General features: G+C 61.1%; 19 protein-coding genes and 1 pseudogene. 15 read left to right on the top strand and 5 right to left on the bottom strand.

The window, feature by feature from the left end:
- The 7 genes from FDW81_RS17670 to FDW81_RS17640 all read left to right on the top strand — a co-directional run.
- On the top strand, window positions 1-319 hold a 319-nt coding region (locus tag FDW81_RS17670; protein WP_138135506.1), incomplete at its 5' end, for a zinc-binding dehydrogenase.
- A 400-nt stretch (window positions 320-719) separates the two neighbouring features.
- Complete coding sequence (locus FDW81_RS17665) at window positions 720-2,006, top strand: ABC transporter substrate-binding protein (RefSeq protein ID WP_138135505.1); 1,287 nt, start codon at window positions 720-722, stop codon at window positions 2,004-2,006.
- Between the two features lie 7 nt (window positions 2,007-2,013).
- Window positions 2,014-3,051 carry a carbohydrate ABC transporter permease gene (locus FDW81_RS17660; RefSeq protein WP_138135504.1) on the top strand — a complete coding sequence of 346 codons (1,038 nt, stop codon included), beginning with the start codon at window positions 2,014-2,016 and terminating at the stop codon, window positions 3,049-3,051.
- Window positions 3,048-3,941: a carbohydrate ABC transporter permease gene (locus tag FDW81_RS17655; RefSeq protein ID WP_138135503.1), complete on the top strand. Its 894-nt coding sequence runs from the start codon at window positions 3,048-3,050 to the stop codon at window positions 3,939-3,941. The genes FDW81_RS17660 and FDW81_RS17655 overlap by 4 nt, the downstream gene beginning before the upstream one ends.
- Window positions 3,938-4,204: a hypothetical protein gene (locus FDW81_RS17650; protein WP_138135502.1), complete on the top strand. Its 267-nt coding sequence runs from the start codon at window positions 3,938-3,940 to the stop codon at window positions 4,202-4,204. Before FDW81_RS17655 ends, FDW81_RS17650 begins: the two co-directional genes overlap by 4 nt.
- Window positions 4,205-4,349: 145 nt before the next feature.
- Window positions 4,350-5,210 (top strand): LacI family DNA-binding transcriptional regulator, encoded by an 861-nt coding sequence (locus FDW81_RS17645; RefSeq protein ID WP_205754634.1) that lies wholly within the window; start codon window positions 4,350-4,352, stop codon window positions 5,208-5,210.
- Between the two features lie 227 nt (window positions 5,211-5,437).
- Window positions 5,438-6,334 (top strand): carbohydrate kinase, encoded by an 897-nt coding sequence (locus FDW81_RS17640; protein ID WP_370279186.1) that lies wholly within the window; start codon window positions 5,438-5,440, stop codon window positions 6,332-6,334.
- A 577-nt stretch (window positions 6,335-6,911) separates the two neighbouring features.
- Here the strand turns inward: FDW81_RS17640 and FDW81_RS17635 are convergent.
- Genes FDW81_RS17635 through FDW81_RS17625 form a run of 3 tightly spaced genes read right to left on the bottom strand, consistent with a single transcriptional unit; the run spans window position 6,912 to window position 10,008 of the window.
- The gene (locus tag FDW81_RS17635; protein ID WP_138135501.1) at window positions 6,912-8,090 is read right to left on the bottom strand and encodes a Gfo/Idh/MocA family protein; all 1,179 of its coding nucleotides are present in this window, start codon (window positions 8,088-8,090) and stop codon (window positions 6,912-6,914) included.
- Between the two features lie 54 nt (window positions 8,091-8,144).
- On the bottom strand, window positions 8,145-8,891 hold the full coding sequence (locus FDW81_RS17630) for a ThuA domain-containing protein (protein WP_138135500.1): 747 nt from the start codon (window positions 8,889-8,891) through the stop codon (window positions 8,145-8,147).
- A gap of 1 nt (window position 8,892) precedes the next feature.
- Window positions 8,893-10,008 carry a Gfo/Idh/MocA family protein gene (locus FDW81_RS17625; RefSeq protein WP_138135499.1) on the bottom strand — a complete coding sequence of 372 codons (1,116 nt, stop codon included), beginning with the start codon at window positions 10,006-10,008 and terminating at the stop codon, window positions 8,893-8,895.
- Between the two features lie 1,146 nt (window positions 10,009-11,154).
- On the opposite strand from FDW81_RS17625, the gene FDW81_RS17620 reads away from it, so the two are divergent.
- From FDW81_RS17620 to FDW81_RS17585, 8 genes and pseudogenes are all read left to right on the top strand, one after another.
- Entirely contained in the window at window positions 11,155-12,114 is a 960-nt protein-coding gene (locus tag FDW81_RS17620; protein ID WP_138135498.1) for a carbohydrate ABC transporter permease, read from the top strand.
- Window positions 12,111-12,974 (top strand): carbohydrate ABC transporter permease, encoded by an 864-nt coding sequence (locus FDW81_RS17615; protein ID WP_138135497.1) that lies wholly within the window; start codon window positions 12,111-12,113, stop codon window positions 12,972-12,974. Before FDW81_RS17620 ends, FDW81_RS17615 begins: the two co-directional genes overlap by 4 nt.
- Window positions 12,975-13,083: 109 nt before the next feature.
- Entirely contained in the window at window positions 13,084-13,671 is a 588-nt protein-coding gene (locus tag FDW81_RS17610) for a DUF624 domain-containing protein (protein WP_171027273.1), read from the top strand.
- The gene (locus FDW81_RS17605) at window positions 13,664-14,725 is read left to right on the top strand and encodes a Gfo/Idh/MocA family protein (RefSeq protein WP_138135495.1); all 1,062 of its coding nucleotides are present in this window, start codon (window positions 13,664-13,666) and stop codon (window positions 14,723-14,725) included. The genes FDW81_RS17610 and FDW81_RS17605 overlap by 8 nt, the downstream gene beginning before the upstream one ends.
- 24 nt (window positions 14,726-14,749) lie before the next feature.
- Window positions 14,750-15,853 (top strand): annotated as a pseudogene (locus FDW81_RS18555) (ABC transporter substrate-binding protein); the annotation flags it as partial.
- Between the two features lie 208 nt (window positions 15,854-16,061).
- Complete coding sequence (locus tag FDW81_RS17595) at window positions 16,062-16,673, top strand: SDR family NAD(P)-dependent oxidoreductase (RefSeq protein WP_138135493.1); 612 nt, start codon at window positions 16,062-16,064, stop codon at window positions 16,671-16,673.
- Window positions 16,674-16,779: 106 nt separating this feature from the next.
- Window positions 16,780-17,886 (top strand): Gfo/Idh/MocA family protein, encoded by a 1,107-nt coding sequence (locus FDW81_RS17590; RefSeq protein ID WP_138135492.1) that lies wholly within the window; start codon window positions 16,780-16,782, stop codon window positions 17,884-17,886.
- A gap of 70 nt (window positions 17,887-17,956) precedes the next feature.
- Complete coding sequence (locus tag FDW81_RS17585) at window positions 17,957-19,234, top strand: ROK family transcriptional regulator (protein WP_171027272.1); 1,278 nt, start codon at window positions 17,957-17,959, stop codon at window positions 19,232-19,234.
- Between the two features lie 168 nt (window positions 19,235-19,402).
- Here the strand turns inward: FDW81_RS17585 and FDW81_RS17580 are convergent, their stop codons facing one another.
- Complete coding sequence (locus tag FDW81_RS17580) at window positions 19,403-21,100, bottom strand: alpha-amylase family glycosyl hydrolase (RefSeq protein ID WP_205754633.1); 1,698 nt, start codon at window positions 21,098-21,100, stop codon at window positions 19,403-19,405.
- 31 nt (window positions 21,101-21,131) lie between these two features.
- Window positions 21,132-21,450: zinc-binding dehydrogenase (locus FDW81_RS17575; protein WP_138135490.1), on the bottom strand; the 319-nt coding region annotated here is incomplete at its 5' end.

Here is a 21,450-nt window from a genome sequence, read left to right as displayed (position 1 = left end):
CATTGACGCTTCGGGCTCACCACAGGCGGTCCGCTCCGGAATCAAGGCGGTGGGACCGGCGGGAAAGGTCCTACTTGTCGGACTTGGAGCCGACGACGTCGAACTTCCTGTTTCCTACATCCAGAACCGGGAAATCTGGCTGTCCGGGGTCTTCCGCTACACCAACACCTGGCCGCTGGCCATCCAGCTGATCGCCGACGGCAAAGTCGACCTGGACATCCTGGTCACCGGCAAGTTCGATCTGGCCGAATCCCAACAAGCGCTCACAGCCGGAAAACAGCCCGGGCAGCTCAAAGCCGTCGTCTACCCCGGCCGTTAGCGCCGCGGCCCGACATCACTCATACACGATCGACGAGGGGCATATCAGCATGACCTCAGTCCCTCAGTGGCTAGCAAATGCCGCTATTTACGAGATCAATCCACAGTCGTTCTCGGACTCGATGGGCCAGTCCCGGATTCGACGAGACAGAACAGGAAGCATCTCACGGCATTTTCACGATGAGCATGCCCGATGACAGCCATGAAGTGTCGCCGGCGAGTTGGTGCTGGCTGACCGTCTGTCAGTTTTACCCGAGCGGCTACTCGACTCGAACGTCCTCTCCAGCGGCGCGCTGGTTAGGGCAAGCTTGCGGCGAACACCAACGCTTGGACCATTTAGCACTTCACCACCACACCGACTCAAGGACATAAAGTCCGGATCGAATTAGCAAGGAGAAAACATGAAAACAAAACTCACCGCCATGGGTGTACTACTGATGGCCGGGACCCTGACGCTTTCCGCCTGCGGAGGGAGCACCGCTTCGGGTGGCGGAACCGGCAGCGGCGGTGACGCCGCCGGTGGTCTTGACGGCCGCGGTCCCATCACCTATGTCCAAGGCAAGGACAACGCCAACGTCGTCCGCCCGCTGATTGAGAAGTGGAACGCCGAGCACCCCGACGAGAAGGTCACCTTCAAGGAGCAGACCGATCTGCCGGACCAGCAGCACGATGATCTGGTCCAGCACTTCCAGGCCAAGGACGCCGGATATGACGTCGTGGCCGTAGACCTCGTCTGGACCGCCGAGTTCGCGGCCAAGGGCTGGCTGCAGCCGCTCAAGGACAAGATGGCAATTGATACCGCCGCCATGCTGCCTTCCACTGTGGAGGGCGCGTCCTACAACGGGACCCTCTACTCGGCTCCGCAGACCTCCGACGGCGGCATCCTGTACTACCGCAAGGACCTGGTTCCTGAGGCTCCCAAGACCTGGGACGAGATGATGGAGATGTGCTCCATTGCCAAGGCAAACAACATGGGCTGCTACGCGGGCCAGTTCAAGCAGTACGAAGGCCTGACGGTGAACGCCTCCGAGGCCATCAACTCCGCCAACGGATCCGTGCTGGACAAGGACGGCAAGCCGAGCCTGAACACGGCCGAGGCGGAGCAAGGCCTTGGAAACCTTGTGGAGGCCTTCCAAAACGGCAACATCCCGAAGGAAGCCATCACCTATCAGGAAGAGCAAGGACGCCAGGCTTTCCAGGACGGAAAACTACTGTTCCACCGCAACTGGCCTTACGTCTACAACCTGGCCACCACTGAAGGCTCCTCCCAGGTGAAGGACAAATTGGGCATGACCGTCCTTCCGGGTAAGGACGGACCTGGCGCCTCCTCCCTCGGTGGCCACAACGTCGGCGTCAGCGTCTACTCCAAGAACAAGGCCACCGCTCTGGACTTCCTGAAGTTCATGACCTCCGAGGAGACCCAGCGGTTCTACGCAATCCAGGGTTCGCTGGCTCCGGTGAACAGTGCCCTCTACGATGACGCCGAGCTCGTGAAGAAGCTTCCGTACCTGCCGGTTCTGAAGACTTCCATCGAGAATGCTGTGCCGCGCCCTGTAACGCCGTTCTACCCCGCGGTCACGCAGGCCATTCAGGAAAACTCTTATGCAGCCCTGAAGGGCGAAAAGCCGGTGGATCAGGCCCTGTCTGACATGCAGAAGTCCATCGAGGCCGCCGGTGCAGGATCATAGTCCAGTCATGGCAACCGAATTGGGCCCGGCCCCGGTGAAGTCACCGGCGTCGGGCACGCCCGAGGTCCATCACGGACCCAAGGGCGTAGGCGAAGACAACCGGATTCTCAGCCAGGGCAAATGGGCATCGTGGCTGCTGGCGCCAACCATCGTCGCCCTGGGTATCGTTATCGTCTACCCGATCGTCAGCGCGATCATCATGTCCTTCCAGAAAGACGCGGGACTGGATCCTGCCACCGGCCTGTTCACCGCCGGCGGTCCGGCCGGCATCCAGAACTACGTCAACTGGCTCGGCCAGCAGTGCGCCGCCCCCGGCGGCGGCACCGTGGCATGCCCGCCAGGCACGCTCGGTGGTCAGTTCTGGACGGCCACCGGCACCACGTTCTTCTTTACCGTCATCACAGTCGTCCTCGAGACCGTCCTTGGTTTCTGGATGGCCATGATCATGGCACGGACCTTCAAGGGCCGCGGCCTGGTCCGTGCAGCGGTGCTCGTCCCCTGGGCCATCCCCACTGCCGTTACGGCCCAGCTGTGGCTGTTCATGTTTGACTTCAACGGCATCATCAACAAGCTGTTCAACGCCTCCATCCTGTGGACCGGCAGCGAATGGCCTGCCAAGTGGGCCGTGATCATCGCCGACACTTGGAAGACCACCCCCTTCATGGCGCTGCTGATCCTCGCGGGCCTGCAGATGATCCCGGCAGAGGTCTACGAGGCGTCCAAGGTTGACGGCGCCAGCGCATGGCAGAGGTTCCGCCTCATCACGCTTCCGCTGGTGAAGCCGGCCCTCATGGTGGCCATCCTGTTCCGCACCCTGGATGCGCTCCGGATGTTCGACCTTCCGTACATCCTGACCGGCGGTGCGAACAACACCACCACGCTGTCCATCCTGGTGATCAACCAGATCAGGCAAGGATTCAACTCGGCGGCTGCCCTGTCCACCATTACGTTCCTCATCATCTTCCTGGTCGCGTTCATCTTTGTACGCTTCCTCGGGGCGAACGTTGTGGAACAAAGCGGCGCCACCGGCAAGGGGAAGAAATGACCTCGGTAACATCCACAGAGCTGCGGGCGCAGCAGGACAGCGGTCGCAAGGCTTCCCAGACGCGGGAGAAATGGGCGAGCGTCCGCACGTACATCAGCGCCGCCGTCATCCTGATCTGGTGCCTGGCACCTGCCTACTGGATGGTGGTGACGGCCTTCCGTGAAGTGGGCTTCACCTACGACACCTCACCGTGGCCAACCCACGTGACGATGGACAACTTCATCACGGCCTTCGACACCTCGTTCGGCAACAGGTTCGGCCAGGCCCTGCTGAACAGCGTCATCATTGGTGTGACGGTCACGGTGGTTTCGCTGGTGATCGGTGTATTTGCCGCCTATGCATTGGCGCGCCTGAACTTCCGGTTCAAGTACCTGGTGCTGGGCTTCATCCTGGGAGCCTCCATGTTCCCCGGCGTTGCCCTGATCACCCCGCTGTTCCAGCTGTTCACCAACATCGGCTGGATGGGCACCTACCAGGCGCTGATCATTCCGAACATCTCCTTCGTTCTGCCGCTGACCGTTTACACGCTCACGTCCTTCTTCCGTGAAATGCCGTGGGAGCTTGAGGAATCAGCGCGCGTTGACGGCTGCACCCAGGGGCAGGCGTTCCGGAAGGTCATCATGCCCCTGGCCGCTCCGGCGATCTTCACCACGGCAATTCTGGCGTTCATCTCATCCTGGAATGAATTCCTGATCGCCAGCCAGCTCTCCAACGACGCCACCCAGCCGGTCACCGTTGCCATTGCCAGCTTTTCCGGTGCCCAGCCCAACCAGATTCCCTACACGGCCATCATGGCCGCGGGCACCATCGTCACCATTCCCCTGGTGATCCTGGTGCTGGTCTTCCAGCGCAAGATCGTTGCCGGCCTGACGGCAGGTGCAGTCAAGTGACCGGCCATGCTTCCCGCTCCCGCTCCACGGGGGCGGGAAGCGACCGCCGGCGTGTCCGGTCGGGTGAGGACTTTGACATCATCATCGGGTTCCTCGGTTTCTGGGCCCTGGTCCTGCTGGTCGTCACCGTCTGGATGGAGGTGACGGCGCAGCCCGCCCTCGGCTGGGCCCTGGGCCTGCTGGCAACGCTCCTGGCACTGTACGGAATGGTGCGGCTCCGCGGGAAACTCCCGGCACGCACCGCCAATCGCAAAACTGACTAGCCCCCGAGCTGTCTGATTCAGGGCTGGTAAGGCGCGTTCGCGTGCATTCTCAGTTCATTCGCGGACCACTGCCAGGAGATGGGGAGGAGGGAAGAATAACATTGGTGGAGATGGGTTCGGATCGGCGACGCCCCGGGCAGCGCGGGTGACGATCAAAGATGTCGCGGCTCATGCCGGCGTATCGCTTAAGACGGTTTCCCGGGTCGTCAACGATGAAAATGGCGTGAATCCCCGGACCCGTGAAGCGGTTCGGTCCTCGATCGCGGAACTTGGCTTCCGCCGGAATGCCAGCGCTGCAGGTCTCCGGCAAAGGCAGGCCGGAGGCATAGGGCTTATCGTTGAGGATATTTCGGAGCCGTTCCAGTCGGCGATTGCCCGGGCCGTCGAGCGCGTTGCCGCGCAAAACGGTGTCCTGCTCTTTACGGCCTCATCATCTCAGGATGCCGACAGGGATCGAGAGTTAACTTTGGACCTCTCATCCCGCCCTGTGGACGGGTTGATCATTATTCCTTCGAACGTCGACCACGGTTACGTCACCAAAGAAATAGAAGCCGGACTTCCGGTCGTCTTCATCGACCGGCCAGCAGTCAACATCATGGCCGATACCGTTCTCAGCGACAACAGAACAGGTGCGAGGAAGGGAGCGGAACACCTCCTAAAACACGGACATCGCCGGATCGCCTTTATCGGCGGCAGCACAGCGTTCTTTACTGGCTCAGAGCGCCATCTGGGTTCCCGGGATGCGCTGGGAGTCGTCAGATCCTCCAACTGCACTATTCACGGCAAACAGCCTCAACACCCTCGCGGCCCTCCGCGTGCTCACAGCGTCTCCAGCCCGACCGGCTCACGTAGCTTCGACGACTTCGAGCTCCTTAACCCAGGAGTCACTGCCGTGGCGCAGGATCCTCCCGCCATGGGCACGGCTGCCGCTGAGCTGCTTTTTCGAAGGATCGCTGGAGACCAAAGCAGTGCCCCAGACTGTGCTGGTGCACACGCACCTTATTGAACGTGGCTCGGGAGAAAGTTGTGCACCACGGAAGTGCTCAATCTTTGCCGGCACGATACGGGGCGGCCCGATTAGTCGTAGGGCCAGCATCGGTTGCTGTCCCCAGACCCTGACAGATCAATAAATATAGCGCTGATATCAGCTCACCGGTGTCAAGCCTGCGTGGAGCGTTCAATGAAAGGTGCACTTTTGCCCAAAAGCACGAAACCATTCAAAGCCACCACCAGATCCCGGACGTCATCGTTGTAGGGGAGGCACTTGCCGATGTCGTGATCTCTCGTGAAGGCACCTTTGAACACCCAGGCGGGTCGCCCGCCAATGTTGCCTACGGGCTCGGACGTTTGGGCATCAGCACCACCCTGCTTACTTCGCTTGGCGACGACGAGCGTGCCGACGGCATCGAGGCGCATCTTCGTAGCGCCGACGTCGAGTTACTGCCGGGTTCGAGGGGCACCGGACGGACAGCATCGGCAATTGCAACCCTGGCGGCAGACGGCTCTGCAAGGTACGACTTCGACATCAGCTGGGAGCTTCCTCCGGTGACCCCCGGTTTTTTGCCGAAAATACTCCACACCGGCTCAATCGCTACTTTCCTGTCCCCGGGTGCGGCGTCGGTCAAGGCACTCGTCGAGCGGGCACACCGGGAATGCCTTGTCACTTACGATCCGAACATCCGGCCAGCGATACTGCGCAGTCAAGCCGTAGCCAAGAACATTTTTGAGGATTTCGTCACCTTTGTAGACGTTGTCAAGCTCAGTGACCAGGATGCGTGGTGGCTTTACCCGGGACGCCAGCTTGAAGATATCGCTGCCCATATTCTCGATTTGGGTGCCGAGATGGCCGTGATCACACGTGGTTCGGAGGGGTCACTGCTGTCAACAGCTGATGCGCAGGTGACCATACCTTCAGTGAAGTCCGTGGTGGCCGACACCATTGGGGCCGGCGATGCGTACATGGCCGCCCTCATCTATGGACTACTGACACGACCTACAGACGGACTGGCACCGGCGTTGGTGGAGAGAATCGGGCGTACGGCATCAAAGGCAGCTGCCATCACCGTGCGCCGGCCAGGTGTCAACCCGCCCACCTTAGCGGAACTCCACGCAGACATCGAGGAGCAATAGGGCCTAACAACGCAAGCGGATCCAAATCAAAGCGGCCATGCCCATGCCAGGGCAGGGCAACTGGGATTGTGATCTCAATGTTTCGTCCTACGCGTGATAAACATCGCACCACAACGCTTAATCGCTTCACTCGAAGCCTTGTCGGCAACTTTTGGACCCTGAGTTCTCCGCTGCGGCCGACTGGTGTCCGTTTGCCGGTGATGGTCGAAAAATGAGCCATTGTGACGGCTTGGCGTCTAGTGGTCGTTGCAACACCTGAGCGTTTAGGAGTTGCAATTGGGAGAGATGAAGAGACCAAGAAAGTCGCGGGGAGCCCCTCCCAAAAACTTTGCACGGGCTCACTATGATCAGCTGATGAAACAGGGAATGGGCCATTCTGAGGCCTGCCGCATCGTGGGGATCAGCCGTAGTTCCGGCACTCGTTCGCGGCACGGTCACTCGGTTGTTCTGAAGTCCGGAGACATCAAAAAGTACGCTCCCGTCTCGCATCAAGGCCGGCGGTGATCTCCGCCCCGTTTCTCTCCGAATCGGAACGGATCACGATCGCGGACCTCCTGCCGTGTAGGGGCGGGGCATGTCAGGCTCTTTCTATGATTAGCGTTGGGTGGTCAACGGTGGTCAGCAGAGAGCGGTTGGCCGCCGATTCTTCCACAGCGACGAGTACCTTCTGCACCTGCAGCCCGTCCTCAAAGGATGGCGAGGGCTGCGTTCCCCCTTGGATGGCGGTGAGGAAGTCGCGGATTTGGTGAGTGAACGTGTGCTCCCACCCAATGATGTGCCCTTGCGGCCACCACGCCTCAAGGTAGGGGTGGTCGGGCTCGTTGACGAGGATCCGGCGGAAGCCCTGTTCCCGGGCGGGGGCGGTGGCATCCAGGAACATCAGTTCGTTCAGATTTTCCAAATCGAAGGTCAGTGATCCAGTGGAGCCGTAGATTTCGATGCGGAGGCTGTTTTTCTGCCCTGTGGCTACGCGGGAGGCCTCCACGGATGCGGTGATCCCGCCGGTTAGGCCAAGGGTAGCCCACGCTGCGTCGTCGACCGTTACTTCTTCTGCACCACTCGGGCCGGGGCGTTCCGTGACGAAGGTCCGCAAGGTGCCGGTCGCTTCGGTGACGGTTTGTCCGGTGAGGTGCTGAATCTGGTCGATGGCGTGGCTGGCGATATCCCCCAGGGCACCGGAGCCTGCAGTTTCTTTCCGCAGCCGCCACGTCATGGGTGCGTGGGCGTCGGTGAGCCAGTCCTGCAGGTACGCGGCACGGACGTGGCGTAGGACGCCGAGACGGCCTTCGGCGATCAGTTGCCGTGCCAAGGCCAGGGCCGGAACACGGCGGTAGTTGAAACCAACCATGGACTGGACTCCGCGGGTCCGGGCCTTTGCGGCTGCAGCGGTCATGAGCTCAGCCTCGGCCAAGGTATTGGCCAAAGGCTTTTCAACCAGGACGTGCTTGCCTGCCTCCAGCGCGGCGATGGCAATCTCGGCATGCATCCAGCCCGGAGCGCAGATGTCCACGATGTCGATATCGCCCCGGGTCACCACGGAACGCCAGTCCGTAGCGGACTCGGTCCAGCCGTACTTGGCGGCCGCGTTTGCTACCTGCCCTCGGTCCCGGCCCACGAGGACCTTCTGCTCAAAGGCCGGGACGTCGAAAAAGCTGGCCACATTCCGCCACGCATTCGAGTGTGCTTTCCCCATGAAGGCGTAGCCGACAGCAGCTACCCCCAAAGGACGGCCGGACGGGAGTTCTAATGTGCTCATAATTCGTTCCTGAGGTCGGCGGAAGGGTAAGTGACTGTCGGCGGGAAGGACGCCCTAGTCTTGCTCAAACCAGCGGCGGGCCGGGTTGGAGACCTGGGGTGCCTCACGGAATTGTCTCGGCTGCGCTACCCAGCCCACACCGTTGGCGATCACCTGCCGGATCTGCGGCTGATGGTACACGGGGTACTCCTGGTCGCCCGGGCTGAAGTAAAAGATCCGGCCCTTCCCTCGCGTGAACGTCACGCCCGAGCGGAACACCTCGCCGCCTTCGAAGGAGCTGATGAAGATGAGATCGTCGGGCTCGGGGATGTCGAAGAGCTCGCCGTACATCTCCTGCTTCGGAATGACGATGGGGCTTTCCACGCCGGCAGCGATCGGATGCGAAGGCTTAACGGTCCACACGAGTTCCCGCTCGCCCTCGTTCCGCCATTTCAATGAGCACGTGGTGCCAAGAAGCTTGGTGAAGATTTTGGCGAAATGCCCGGAGTGCAGGACGATCAGGCCCATGCCGCCCAGGACGTGGCGCTGGACGCGTTCCACCACTTCGTCGCTAACGTCACCGTGTGCCACGTGGCCCCACCAAAGGAGCACGTCCGTGGTGGCAAGGGTTTCCTCGGACAGTCCGTGCTCCGGGTCGGCGAGGGTGGCGGTGGCGATGCCGGCATCGGGGTAAAACCCCCTGAGTCCGTCCGCGATGGCGCCGTGCATGCCGCTGGGGTACATCGCGGTCATGGTTTCCGGCTGGTTTCTGGCCTCGTGGACACCTTCGTTCCAGACCAGGATGTTGAGCTTTTCGGTCACGTTAGAGCCTCACTTCGCGCTGTTCGAGGGCGGATTTGTAGCAGGCGTCGAGCACCAGGGCACGGGTCAGGGCGAGGGAGCCATCGTGGGCTCCCCATTCGGTTTCCCCACCGCGGATGGCGTCCACGAAGTCCTCCACCACCGCCTGGTGGGCCCGGCCCGGCTCCGCCACCACGATATAGTCAGCGTTCTCACCGTCCCTTTCCTTGAAAATCCGGACATCGGCGACGGGGGTATCGGAGGCCCCGGCAGCGCGCAGTTCCGCGCCGCCGTCGGTGCCATAAACGGTGAAGTCCATGAGGTCCTCCTCGTCCCGGTAGGCTGCCCACCCGGCCTCGAGGATTAGCGTGCCGCCGCCCTCCAGCCGGAGGAATGCCGAAGCGAAGTCCTCCACCTCGAACTTGTGGGAGGACTTCATGGCGGTGTAGCGGCCACTGCCGCCCAGGCCACGGGGACCCAGCTCGGAATGCGCGGACGCCGAGACCGCTAGGACTTTGGGTTCGCCGAGGAGGTGCAGGGCGTAGTCCAGGACGTGGACGCCAATGTCGGCGAGCGGACCACCGCCGGCGAGTTCGGGGTTGGTGAACCAGCTGCCGAGCATCGGTATTCCCCGGCGGCGGAGCCACGAAGCTTTGGCGTAGTACGGCCGGCCCAATTCGCCGTCGTCCATAATGTTTTTCAGCTTTTGGATGTCGCCACGGCGGCGGTGGTTGAAGGCAACGTCCAGGACCCGGCCGGCCTTCCGGGCCGCCTCCACCATCTGGAGGCCTTCCTCGCCGTTGCGCGCCAGCGGTTTCTCGCTCAGCACGTGCACTCCATGTTCTAAGGCAGCGATGGTGATGGGGGCGTGCAGGAAGGTCGGGACCGCGACGCTCACGGCGTCCAGGCCTTCCAGTTCGATCATGTCTTCCCAGCGTGCGAAGGCATGCGGAATGGTGTACTCCTCCTTCATCTGGGTAAGCAGATCCTGCTCCATTCCTGCGACAGCGACGATTTCGACCCCGGCGATGTTGCTGTAGGCCTTTAGGTGCTGCTGGCCGGCCCAACCAATGCCTACAACTCCTACCTTGAGGGTTGGGGACGAAGCTTGCTGCTGGATACTCTCGTTAGTTTCCATGTTCCTTTTGTGTTTTCGTCAGTGCTTACGGGACGGAAGTTGGTCAATGACGGCCACCATGGGTCAGGTGACGGCGCCGGAGGAGCGGTGGACGAGTTGGTTCTTGGCGCCCAGCCGGCGAACAGCATCGGCAAGGGAGATCACGACGGCAGCTTCGCGCACCTGGGGCGGGAACAGTCCCCAACCAGAGACACAGCCGGACAGGAAGACCTTGGCCGTGCTGGCGGTGACGCCGGTGAGGACGCAGCCCAGGAGGAGTGGTTCGAGCTGAAAAGCAAATCAACCCAGTGTCGGCGATGCCGGGCATCAAGGACTCCCTTTGTTCTTCCTGGTGTTCGTGCCGCTGCACGTCGACTACTGCGTAGAAGTGAACGACCGGAGCAGGGCCACGGGCGAGATTCCGATTTGCCGCCGCACTGGTGTTCGTTAAGACATTAGGCCCGCGGCCGGGGTACAACTAGTGCACTAGTTGCCGCTTTCTGATACTGATTTTCCCATCTCTTTCACCGGAGGCGCGGAAACTGCGGGGGGAAGGCGGCCGAGATGCTGTCCATACTTCATACGCTCACCACCTGGGGACGCACAATGAGGGCAACGTCCGGAGTCCGCCGGGCTCTGACCAATGTTTAGGCCGGCGTTCGAAGGGGAACTTGGTCGTGCTGACGGTATGAAGACGAAGCGCCACATGTTCGGCAAAGCGCGAAGGACACCGTACAGATGGAAAAGTTCGGAAAGTGTTGCAACGTCTTTGACCGTCCCGCTTTACTTCCGCCATAACGACCGGATTCAGGGGCGGGCTAAAGGTGACTTACGGGCCCTCTCTGGAATTTGCGGGTTTGTAGTTCGATGATGACGTACCGTTCTGGTCCATGTGGAAAAACAGAATGTCCACATTGATCATTTCCGGCGACACCGAAATCAGCCTCGGCGGCCGACTAAAGGAGAAGCCGGCCCAGGTCGCATAACGTGCCTCGAACGCGTTCTCGGCCCCGAGGCCAGTCGCAGAGGTCCGTGGCCTAAAAAGGACATACTGGGGGTTGACCGCTAATTAGTTGCATGGTTATCTGTAATAGCTGGATGTGATGTACAGCACCATCAACAACAGCCTTATCGCCCCTCCGACGCAAAGCCGCGATTGGAAAACCCATGACCCTTGTCGATGCTCCCGCACGCCCCGATCTCTCCCCTAAGAAGCCGAACCGAAACCGGCCTTCACTCCGCTTCCGGAAGGAAAACCGGGTTGCATACCTGTTCCTCGTTCCTTGGCTTGTTGGTCTGGCCTTATTTGTGTTGGGCCCAATGGCAGCGTCCTTTTACCTATCAATGACGGACTACAACTTTTTGCAGGCTCCAAAGTTCATCGCCCTCGATAACTACGTCCGAATGTTCACCCAGGACCCGCGTTACCTCATCTCCGCAAGAGTCACAGCGACCTACGTTCTGGTCTCGGTCCCGCTGCAGCTCGGCTTCGCTCTGATGCTGGCGCTCCTGCTGAACAGGGCGATTCGGGGTTCTGCCCTGTACCGCGGCATCTTCTACCTGCCGTCCCTGCTGGGTACCAGCGTGGCGGTGGCGATCCTGTGGCAGCAGGTCTTCGGCCAAGAGGGACTGTTGAATACGTTCCTCGGGTTCCTCGGCGTCGATGCCCATACGAGTTGGGTGGGCAATCCGGACACCGCTCTGTCCACCCTGGTGATCTTGAATGCCTGGACCTTCGGCTCTCCGATGATCATCTTCCTCGCCGGATTGCGCCAAGTGCCAATGTCCCTCTACGAGGCCGCTGATGTGGACGGCGCGGGCCCTTTGCGGAAATTCCTAAGCATCACCCTCCCGCTGCTAAGTCCAATCATTTTCTTCAACCTCATCCTCCAAACCATCCACGCATTCCAAGCTTTCGTGCCCGCATACATCATCAGTGGCGGGCTGGGTGGGCCGGCAGATTCGACGCTTTTCTACACCCTCTACCTGTACCAGGAAGGGTTTGGCAGCTTCGACATGGGTTACGCCTGCGCGATGGCGTGGACACTGCTGGTTGCAGTTGGAGCGGTGACCGCCTTGAACTTCTTCATTTCAAAGTACTGGGTCTTTTACGGAGACAACTCATGAGCAAGCAATTAGGGAGCGCGCCGCGCACGGCGGTCATGCGCTGGAAGTCGGGAGTGACTCACGCTGCGCTCCTGCTGCTCGCAGTCGGTATGCTGTACCCGCTGGCATGGATGCTTGTGAGCTCGCTGCGGAACAACGATGAAATCTTCAGCAACCCGAGCCTGATCCCCGTCTCCATCACCTGGTCCAACTACATCACTGGCTGGACGGCCCAGGAGTTCCCCTTCAGCCGGTACTTCCTGAACTCCTTCAGCATCACCACGGCGTCCATTGTAGGGAATCTTTTTGCCTGTTCCCTGACCGCCTTTGCCTTTGCCCGGCTCCGCTTCCGCTTCAAGCCGTTCTGGCTGGCCGTCCTGCTGGGCACTATCATGCTGCCGGAGCATGTGACAATCGTCCCGCAGTACTTGATCTTCTCCGAACTCGGGTGGCTGGATACCTACCTTCCGCTCATCGTTCCAAAGTTCTTCGGCGTCGAAGCATTCTTTATCTTCCTGATGATGCAGTTCATGAGGTCCATCCCCCGTGAACTGGATGAAGCAGCGTGGATTGATGGGTGCGGGCCGATCCGCATGTACTGGCGGATCATCTTGCCGTTGACGCTCCCGGCGCTGACCACCACAGCGATTTTCACCTTCATCTGGACTTGGAATGACTTTTTCCGGCCACTGATCTTCATCACGTCTTCAGACCTGTTCACAGTCCCGATGGCTCTTCGCCTGTTTGTGGACCCGACAGCAGGTACTAACTGGGGAGCGGTCTTCGCCATGTCGGTGCTCTCGCTCATCCCGGTATTCGTCTTCTTCCTCGCCGGGCAGCGGTTCCTTATCAATGGGATCTCCACGACGGGGCTGAAGTAGGATGCGCCCTCTGCTCGCAGATATTAGGGCTGTCCAATCTTCCATCCTTAAGCACAGGCAATTGAAGATGATGCCCGCGGCGGGACGAGGCCGCATTACGGCCGCACTCATGAGGGCAGCAAGCTTCCTCACTGCTGCAGCCCTGATCAATCTTCTGGTCCTCATTTGCAGCCTGGCCGTGGTGACTGCTTTCCCCGCCGCCACCGCCGGCTACGCCTCCATGAGGGCACTGCTGAAAGACGGGGACAATCGCGTCACCGCTGCCTTCACCCGTTCCCTGAGGGAGCAATTGCTTCGCCGGATGATCCTGGGCGTCCTGCTCGGAGTCTTCCTGGCAGTTGTCCTAGGCAATGTCCTCTTCCTCCAGCACCAGGCAACACCCTTGGCGCTGCCGCTCTACACAATCAACCTCGTATTTGCGGCGGTTTGGGCGACGACGGCTGCTGCCGCAATCAGGCGGGCAGCGACCAGCAGCACCGAGCCTATCCGCTGGCTTCTTTCGGGCAGCCTGCAAGACGCCTGCCGATTCTCGTTGTCGAACTTCGCCATCGTCATGTCGTTCGCAGCGTGTGCTCTCTTAACGGCCGTCAGCCCCATCACCGGCGTAATCTACGGGGTCTGCCTGCCTCTGACCGCCATCGTTCTCACCGCCGGCCGATTCCCGTCCTCCAACTCTCCCGGAGATTCCCATGCTTGATACCCATCCCCTGCGCCTGGCGTTCGTCGGCGTCACCCACCCGCACGCCCACGCTTGGGCTACGGCGGCCCACGAGCACGATGATGCAGTAATAAGTGGTGTCTTCGATCCAGACCCGGACGCCGCCCGCAGGTTCGCGAACCAGTACTCCGCGCAGGTTATCGGGCTGGAGGACCTGGGACCGGGCAAGCACGACGCCGCCGTCATTGACGGCAGAAACGACCAGGCACGCTGGCTGAGTTTGGCCGCCGTCGGGGCAGGTCTGCCCCTGTTCATAGAAAAAACGGGCGGCATGAACGCAGCCGAACTGCAGGAGGTCGCCAATAAGTCCGCGGCAGCCGGACTGGCCACACAGATGGGCTACTTCCTTCGCTATTCCGACGCGGTAGCCCAAGCCCAGAACGTGCTCAGCTCCGGTTCCCTGGGCACGTTGACACTGGCACGATTCCACTGCGCCATCCCCGACCAGGCATGGAGCACGATGGGCCACTGGTTCTCCGACCCGGGGAACGTTGTCGGCGGCTTCATGGAGGCCGGCTGCCATATGGTCGACATTGTCCGGCACCTGCTCGGCCAGCCAACTGCAGTAACAGCCAGGGCGTCTTCAGGCCACGGCATCAACCACGCCGAGAGTTCCCTCGCGGCATGCCTTGAGTACGAGGGACACATAGCATCTCTTGACTTCACCGCGCACGAGGCCAATACATGGAATGAGAACTGGAGCATCGAACTCCATGGAACTGCCGCCACGTTCAAAGCCGGGCTCACACCGGCGTGGGCCCAGGTGAACCACGGCACCTACCTGAGTTCCGATCTCCTGAACCCGCTTCCCTTCACCGAAGAGGAGCGCGCCGAAAGCGCCAGGCAAGAAAATGCCCTGTTCATGCGCCGAGGCATGAACCTGTTCGTCCGGACTCTCCGCGGCCGGGCAGCCCCTGCCGTAGACGCCGCTGATGGAGCCTCTACGCTCCGGCTCATTGAGGAGATTTACGCCTCAGCCGCGGCTGATACCACGCCATCACTTTCCCGATCCACTCCCGTCCTCAACCGCTAATTTGCCCAAAGGAGCGCTAACGCCATGACTATGAACACCCACCTCGACAGACGAACCTTCCTGCAGTCAGCTGGCATCCTCGCCGCCGGGACGGCCCTGGTCACAGCCGCTGGCTGTAGTTCCAAGGGGTCTCCGTCAGCCGCGGAAGATCCAACAGCGCCGAAAACGATGCGCTTCGCATGGTGGGGCAACGACACCATGAATAAAACCACCAAAGCGGCCCTGGAGCTCTACCACGAGAAAAATCCACACGTGACGCTAACACCCGTGAATGCGTCCTGGGACGACTTCTGGAACAAGATGGCCACCGAGATTGCCGGCCGAAAAGGCGCCGACGCGTTTCAAATGTCCAACCAGATGATCACAGACTACGCCCGGAGGGGCGCACTGCTGGACTTCGAGCCGTACATCGGAGACCTGGTCAAGCTCGACAGCTGGGACGAGAACCTGCGCAACTACGGCATCATCGACGGCAAACGCGTGGGAGTGCCCATCAGCACTGACGCTTTCACCGTGATGTGCAACACCGAACTCATGACCAAAGCGGGGGTCCAGATGCCGTCCAAGGGATGGACTTGGGACGACCTTTCCTCCATGGCCCTTGAAGCGGCAAAGGCTGGAGGGGCCGGGACATGGGGCATGTCTGACGGCTCGTGGAGATACGAAGTGCTCGAGCCATGGGTCCGTGGACGTGGCAAGTCGTTCTTCAACACCGCAGGCAATCCTGTCACCCTCGGGTTCGATAAAACCGACTTCGGTGATTTTCTGGACTGGTGGGAAAAGAGGCGGGCTGAAGGGTCAGCGGTCTCCCCGGACATCTCCACGGAGGAGATGAAGGGAGCCCAAAACAGCGCCTTCGTCAGAGGACTGGCGCCCCTATACTTCACGCCGAGCAGCGAACTCGTCGGGATCCGCGCCTTGATGAAGGTACCTTGCCAAGCCCTGCCGATGCCCGATCAGGCAGGTGGCTCCAAAAAGGCCAACTTTGTCAGGCCCAACTTGTTCATCAGCAGCTGGGTGGGAACGCCCTACCCTGAGGAGGCGGCAAAGTTCCTGAATTTCTGGATCAATGACCCGGACGCGGTCAAGGTTATCGGGGCGTCACGAGGAGTGCCCCCTACACCAGCCTCGGCGCAGCTCGTCGCAGCCCCTGATGCCGGCGGCCAGCGCACGCCCCAGGAATACGTGGCGCTGGTCCGCGAGATCGGCTCCCGGATGGACAGCCTGACCCCTAAGGGAGGACGGGAAGTCTACGACCTCCTTAAGCGCACCGCCCAGGAAGTCCAGTTCAAACGCAGCACCGTCTCCCAAGCCGTCGACACAGAAGGCCCTACCGGTGCGGGTAGATGTCGCCGACGAAGGAGACATCGGCCAACTGGCCCAGAGCGTGCAGGACGAATTCGGTCGCGTCGACGTGCTGGTAAACAACGCCGCAGCCCGCCTATGGGGACCAGTGACCGAAGCGACGCTGGAATCCTGGCACCACATCACAACCGTGAACCTGATTAGTGTCGGCCTCGTCTCCAAGCACCTCATCCCCCTGATGGCTGGCAGCGGCGGCGGCTCCATAGTGAACATCTCCTCCGCCAATGGCGTCGTGGGGAGGCCCGGGATGGCTCTGTATGACGCCACGAAGGCCGGAGTGCTCGGACTTACCCGTTCCATGGCCTGCGACCACGCCCACCAAAACATCCGGGTCAACGCGATCCTGCCCGGACCCACTCTTACCGATTTCCACAAGAACCTCGCCAAGGACGAAGGACGGGAAATCGACCCCAGGATCACCGAGCCGCACGAACAGGGTCCCGGCATCCAGCGACGCCAAGGCCGACCAGAAGAAATTGCCCATCCCGTCGTCTTCCTTGCAAGTGATGATGCATCCTTCATCACCGGCGCCTGCCTGGCCCCCGACGGCGGTCTCTCAGCCCTCAGTGGGCGTCTGGGCTGACTGGCTCCGGACAAAACGGGCGGGGGCATGCCCACTTGGGCATGCCCCCGCGCAAGCCACTGCCCAGCCAGCAGATCCTCCCTACCCTCCGCATAAAAGGAATAAGATGACACCCAAAACCCGTATCGCACTGGTCGGACTCGGCTTCGGGGCCGAGTTTATTCCGATCTACCAGCAGCACCCACACGCGGAACTCACGGCGATCTGCCAGCGGAACAAGAACACCCTAAACCAGACGGGCGACGCCTTCGACGTCGGCCGTCGCTATACCTCCTACGGAGACCTCCTCGCCGACCCTGAGATTGACGCGATCCACATCAACACGCCCATCCCCGATCACGCTGCTATGACAATCGCCGGCCTCGAAGCAGGCAAGCACGTCGCCTGCACTGTCCCGATGGCGACAACACTTGAGGACTGCGAAAAGGTAGTCAATGCCGCCAACCGTTCAGGCAAGAACTACATGATGATGGAGACCGTGGTCTATTCGCGGGAATACCTTTTCGTCAAGGAACTCCTGAATTCAGGGCAGCTGGGCCGGCTCCAGTTCCTACGCGGTGCACATATGCAGGACATGGCCGGTTGGCCTGGGTACTGGGAGGGGCTTCCGCCTATGCACTACGCTACACATGCCGTGAGCCCGCTTCTGGCACTTTCCGAAACTCGGGCCGAGTCCGTCGTCTGCGTCGGATCAGGGAGAATCCCAGAGACGCTGGCCGCCAAGTATGGCTCACCTTTCGCAGTCGAGAGCGCCCTCGTAAAACTAGCCGGGTCCGATCTCTCGGCGGAAATCACCCGTTCCCTCTTCGAAACCTCTCGACAATACGTAGAGAGCTTCTCGGTCTACGGTTCCCGAACGTCCTTCGAATGGGGTCAAACCCGAAATGACGAACCGGTGCTCTTCCGCGGTGAAGACAGCCAGCGGGTGCAGGTACCGGACTTCGCTCACCTGCTGCCCGAGGCAATACAGCCCTTTACGACGAAAGGCGTCTACGACAGTGCGAACGCCCACCTGTCGTTCAAGCAAGGCAGCGGCCACGGCGGGTCGCACCCCCACCTTGCACACGAGTTCATCCAGAGCATCCAAGAGAACCGCCGGCCCGCCATTGACCAAATCACGGCTGCAAACTGGACAGCAGTGGGCCTCTGCGCCCACGAATCCGCGCTCAAAGGAGGCCAACGAGTGGATATCCCGGGTTATGCTTCCCCTTGAACGCTCCTGCAGCAGCGGCGCAAGGATGAGCCGGGAGAGGTCATGGACGATGCAAGAGGATGCCGGAGCAGTGAAAGGACATAGCCCCCTGCCCACTCAACGTCCCCGCATAAACGCCCGTGCTTTGCTGGGAAAGCCGGCGCGTCAAGCCACCCTCCGGGAATCGAACCTCAATATGGTGGCCGCCCACGTCTTCGCCGCTGACGAGCCGGTCTCCCGCTCCGCCATTGCAGATGCCAGTGGCCTGACCAGGGCGACCGTAACCCGCATCGTGGAGATCCTGATCAAAGCTAGGATCCTCGAGGAACTACCACCACAGCCAGCCGGTGGTGTGGGACGGCCGGTAGTCCCGCTTGCTCCGGCCCGGGGCAGCCTGGTAGCCCTGGGGCTGGAAGTGAACACTGCCAGTATCGGCGCTTGCGTCGTAGACCTCACAGGCGACGTCCTCGCCTCCGAAGTCCTGCCCGGGAACTTCATAGACAGTGATCCATCCTTGACGCTGGCCCAGCTAAACCAACTGGGCGCCTCCGTCCTCCGGGACGCCGGGGACACATCCTTTGAGGTGGTCGGGGGACACCTATCCCTGCCCGGAATTATCAGTGAAACGACCGGAATACTCCACCTTGCCCCACTGCTGGGTTGGCGCGGCATCGACGCGCGCCAACTGTTAGGCAACATCAACCCCATCGACAGCCGCGCCATGCAGCTCGGCAACGTGACCGCCCTGGCTTCAGCAGCAGAGGCCACCCTGCGGCACCGAGATGGAACGAATCAAAACTTCCTTTATGTTGCAGGCGACAACTCCGTAGGAAGCTCCCTTGTCATCAACGGGGAACCATTTAGCGGCATGTCAGGCTGGAACGGCAACTTCGGGCACACCACCATCGAAGCTGACGGGCTCCCATGCTGCTGCGGTGCCACGGGCTGTCTCGATACCTACATCGGGCGAGGCAACATGGCTGTCTACGCAGGGCTCCCGCCCGACACTTCCATGGCATCGTTCCTGGATCAAGCCGCCGCACACCACAATCCCCGCATCTCGGCCGCCCTCGCCAGGGCAGGGAACGCACTCGGTATAGCCCTAGCTGACTACGTCAATTCCACTCCAGTGAAGACGATAGTCCTGGCAGACAATCTCGCTCAATTGCTTCCATGGATCCAGCCCCAATTGGACGAGCAACTGCGCAAGAGAGTCTTGGCCTCTCCCTGGCTCATGCCCGTGCTGGAACCACCCAGGACCAGCCGCCACGCGGCCATGGTCGGCGGCGCGTTGACGGTACTCCAAGGAGTCATCGCCAACCTCCACGAAAGGTTGGAGTCAAAACGCTGGGTGTCCACTGTTTCCTAGGGGCACAGGCCGGCGGCGCCGGACGTGGTTGGGCAATCGCTCGACCCTTTCTGGATGTGGCGATCGTACGGGCACAGGAAGTCCGGCGCCGGTCAGGCAGAAAACATTCGAGGATGGCAGGCACGGCTATCGGGAAGAACGGGGGCGCTTTGCTGCCGATTGCCGGTGTCAGCTCTGCCCCTGGTCTCCGAGTGGTGACAGTTCGAATACGCCGCAACCGAATCCACTCGCCCGGATCACGCCATCGTCAAGCCCCGCGCCGCGGCCAAAGAGGTGCCGTGCGGTCGTACCTGCAGGGATTTCGACTTTCACTTCTGTTGCCTGGCGGAGGGGGTTGACGACGATCAGGTGGGTCTCGTCGCGCAGGTAAACGAGCGGATAGCCGGATGAGAGCACGGTTGTGGACGCTCTGGTTCCCAGAGCGGGAATCGAACGGCGCAGCTGCACCAGGCCTTGAACAAAGCGCACGAGCGAGTGGGCATCATCCAGTTGCGCTGCTACGGTAGGCCGGCCGACGTCGGGGTCCTGCGGAAGATACAGGCTTTCCGTGGATCCGGTCGAGAAGCCAGCGTTCGGAAGCTTATCGTCCCACTGCATTGGGGTGCGGCAGGAAGCACGGTTAAAGGCAGGGGTCCAGATGCTGCCTTCCTTCTCGGGAGCCCCTTCCAGATAGCGCATGCCAATCTCGTCCCCGTAGTAGATCGAGGGGATGGAGCCCCAGGTCAGGAGAAAGGTGAAAACTGCCGGGAGTTGCTCTATGGTCCTGTTTCCGCATACCAGCCGGGAAAAGTCGTGATCGGATGAAGGCAGCACGACGAGGCGATCTGGCCCGTTGGTTTCGAGATGGTGGTTCCACAGGCCGAGAAACCTCTCGAATGCGCGGCTGCCCCTGTCAACATCAGCGTCCGGATCGAAATAGCACGGCTCGACCTCATGTTGCCAGGGCAACAGGCCCGCGCCGCCATTGTTGAAGAGCGCACTGTGTTCCTCGTGGATTACGAGCGAGAAGTCAGCATCGAAGTTGCCGCGTACACCGGCGTCCACCGTTCTCAACTCGTCACTTTCGGGGAGGAGGACGGCGTCAGGGTGTGCCTGCCGCATCCACTCCCCCACCTCTCGCCACAGGGCCGTGGTTTCGACCAGGCCCGGGTCGTCCTTGACCAACGAGAAGGCCATATCCACGCGGAAGCCGGCGACGCCACGGTCAAGCCAGTACCCGATGATCTCCTTCAATCCGGCCCTATTGGCCTGGGGGCCGGCCGCGTCCGGGAGTTGCCGCCAGGGCTCGTCCGCCGCCAGCCTGGAGTATCCGAAGTTCAGAGCCGGCTGTTCCGGGAAGAAGTTTTTCATGTACCAGCCTCTGGAGCCTCCCGGTGCGGCCACGAAGGCATCCCCGGGCCGGTCTGACCAGATGTATCGGTGATCGGAAGGATCGTTCATGGACGCACGGAACCATGGATGCTGCATTGACGTGTGGCCGGCAACCAGATCCAGCAACACCCTGATTCCTCGCGCCTTTGCTTCCTTCACCAGGGTGATCATGTCCTCATTCGACCCATAGCGGGGCGCGATGGTGAGGTAATCCGAAACGTCATACCCGGCGTCGCGGAAGGGTGAGGCAAAACACGGGTTGAACCAGATCACGTTCACGCCCAGCCACTGAAGATAGTCCAGGTGTCCGAGCACTCCAGGGAGGTCACCTATCCCGTCACCATTCGAGTCCGCGAACGACTGGGGATAGATTTCGTAGATGACGGCATCGGCCAGCCATTCAGGGGCTGAAGTCATGGTGACGAGGCCCTCGTTGGTCGTGTCTTGGTACTGCAAGCCCTCAGGCATCATGGCTCCTTCAGCGAATTTCGTCATGTCTTTAGCTTTCTTGAACTGGGCCGTGGCGCTAACGGCCCGGGTAGACGACGGCTTTGAGCTGCCCGGGCTGTTTTCCGGCTGTGAGCGCTTGTTGGGATTGGGCCAGAGCGAACTTGCCGGTGACCAGGATGTCCAGGTCCACCTTGCCGTCGGCGATCAGCTGGATGGCAAGTGGCCAGGTGTTGGTGTAGCGGAAGACCCCGGACAGCCAGATTTCCCGGTTCTGGATGAACGAAACGGGGAGTTCGACGTCGTCCGCACCCAGACCCACGAGGATCACCCGGCCAGCCGGTCCAACGGCCTTGATTCCGGAGCGGACCGCCTGTGGTGAGCCCGAAGCGTCGATA

Origin of the sequence: Pseudarthrobacter sp. NamB4, from assembly GCF_005796185.1 — a bacterium.
GTDB lineage: Bacteria > Actinomycetota > Actinomycetes > Actinomycetales > Micrococcaceae > Arthrobacter.
Note: the sequence above shows the minus strand (reverse complement) of the source record. Positions and strands in the feature narration are given on the sequence as shown.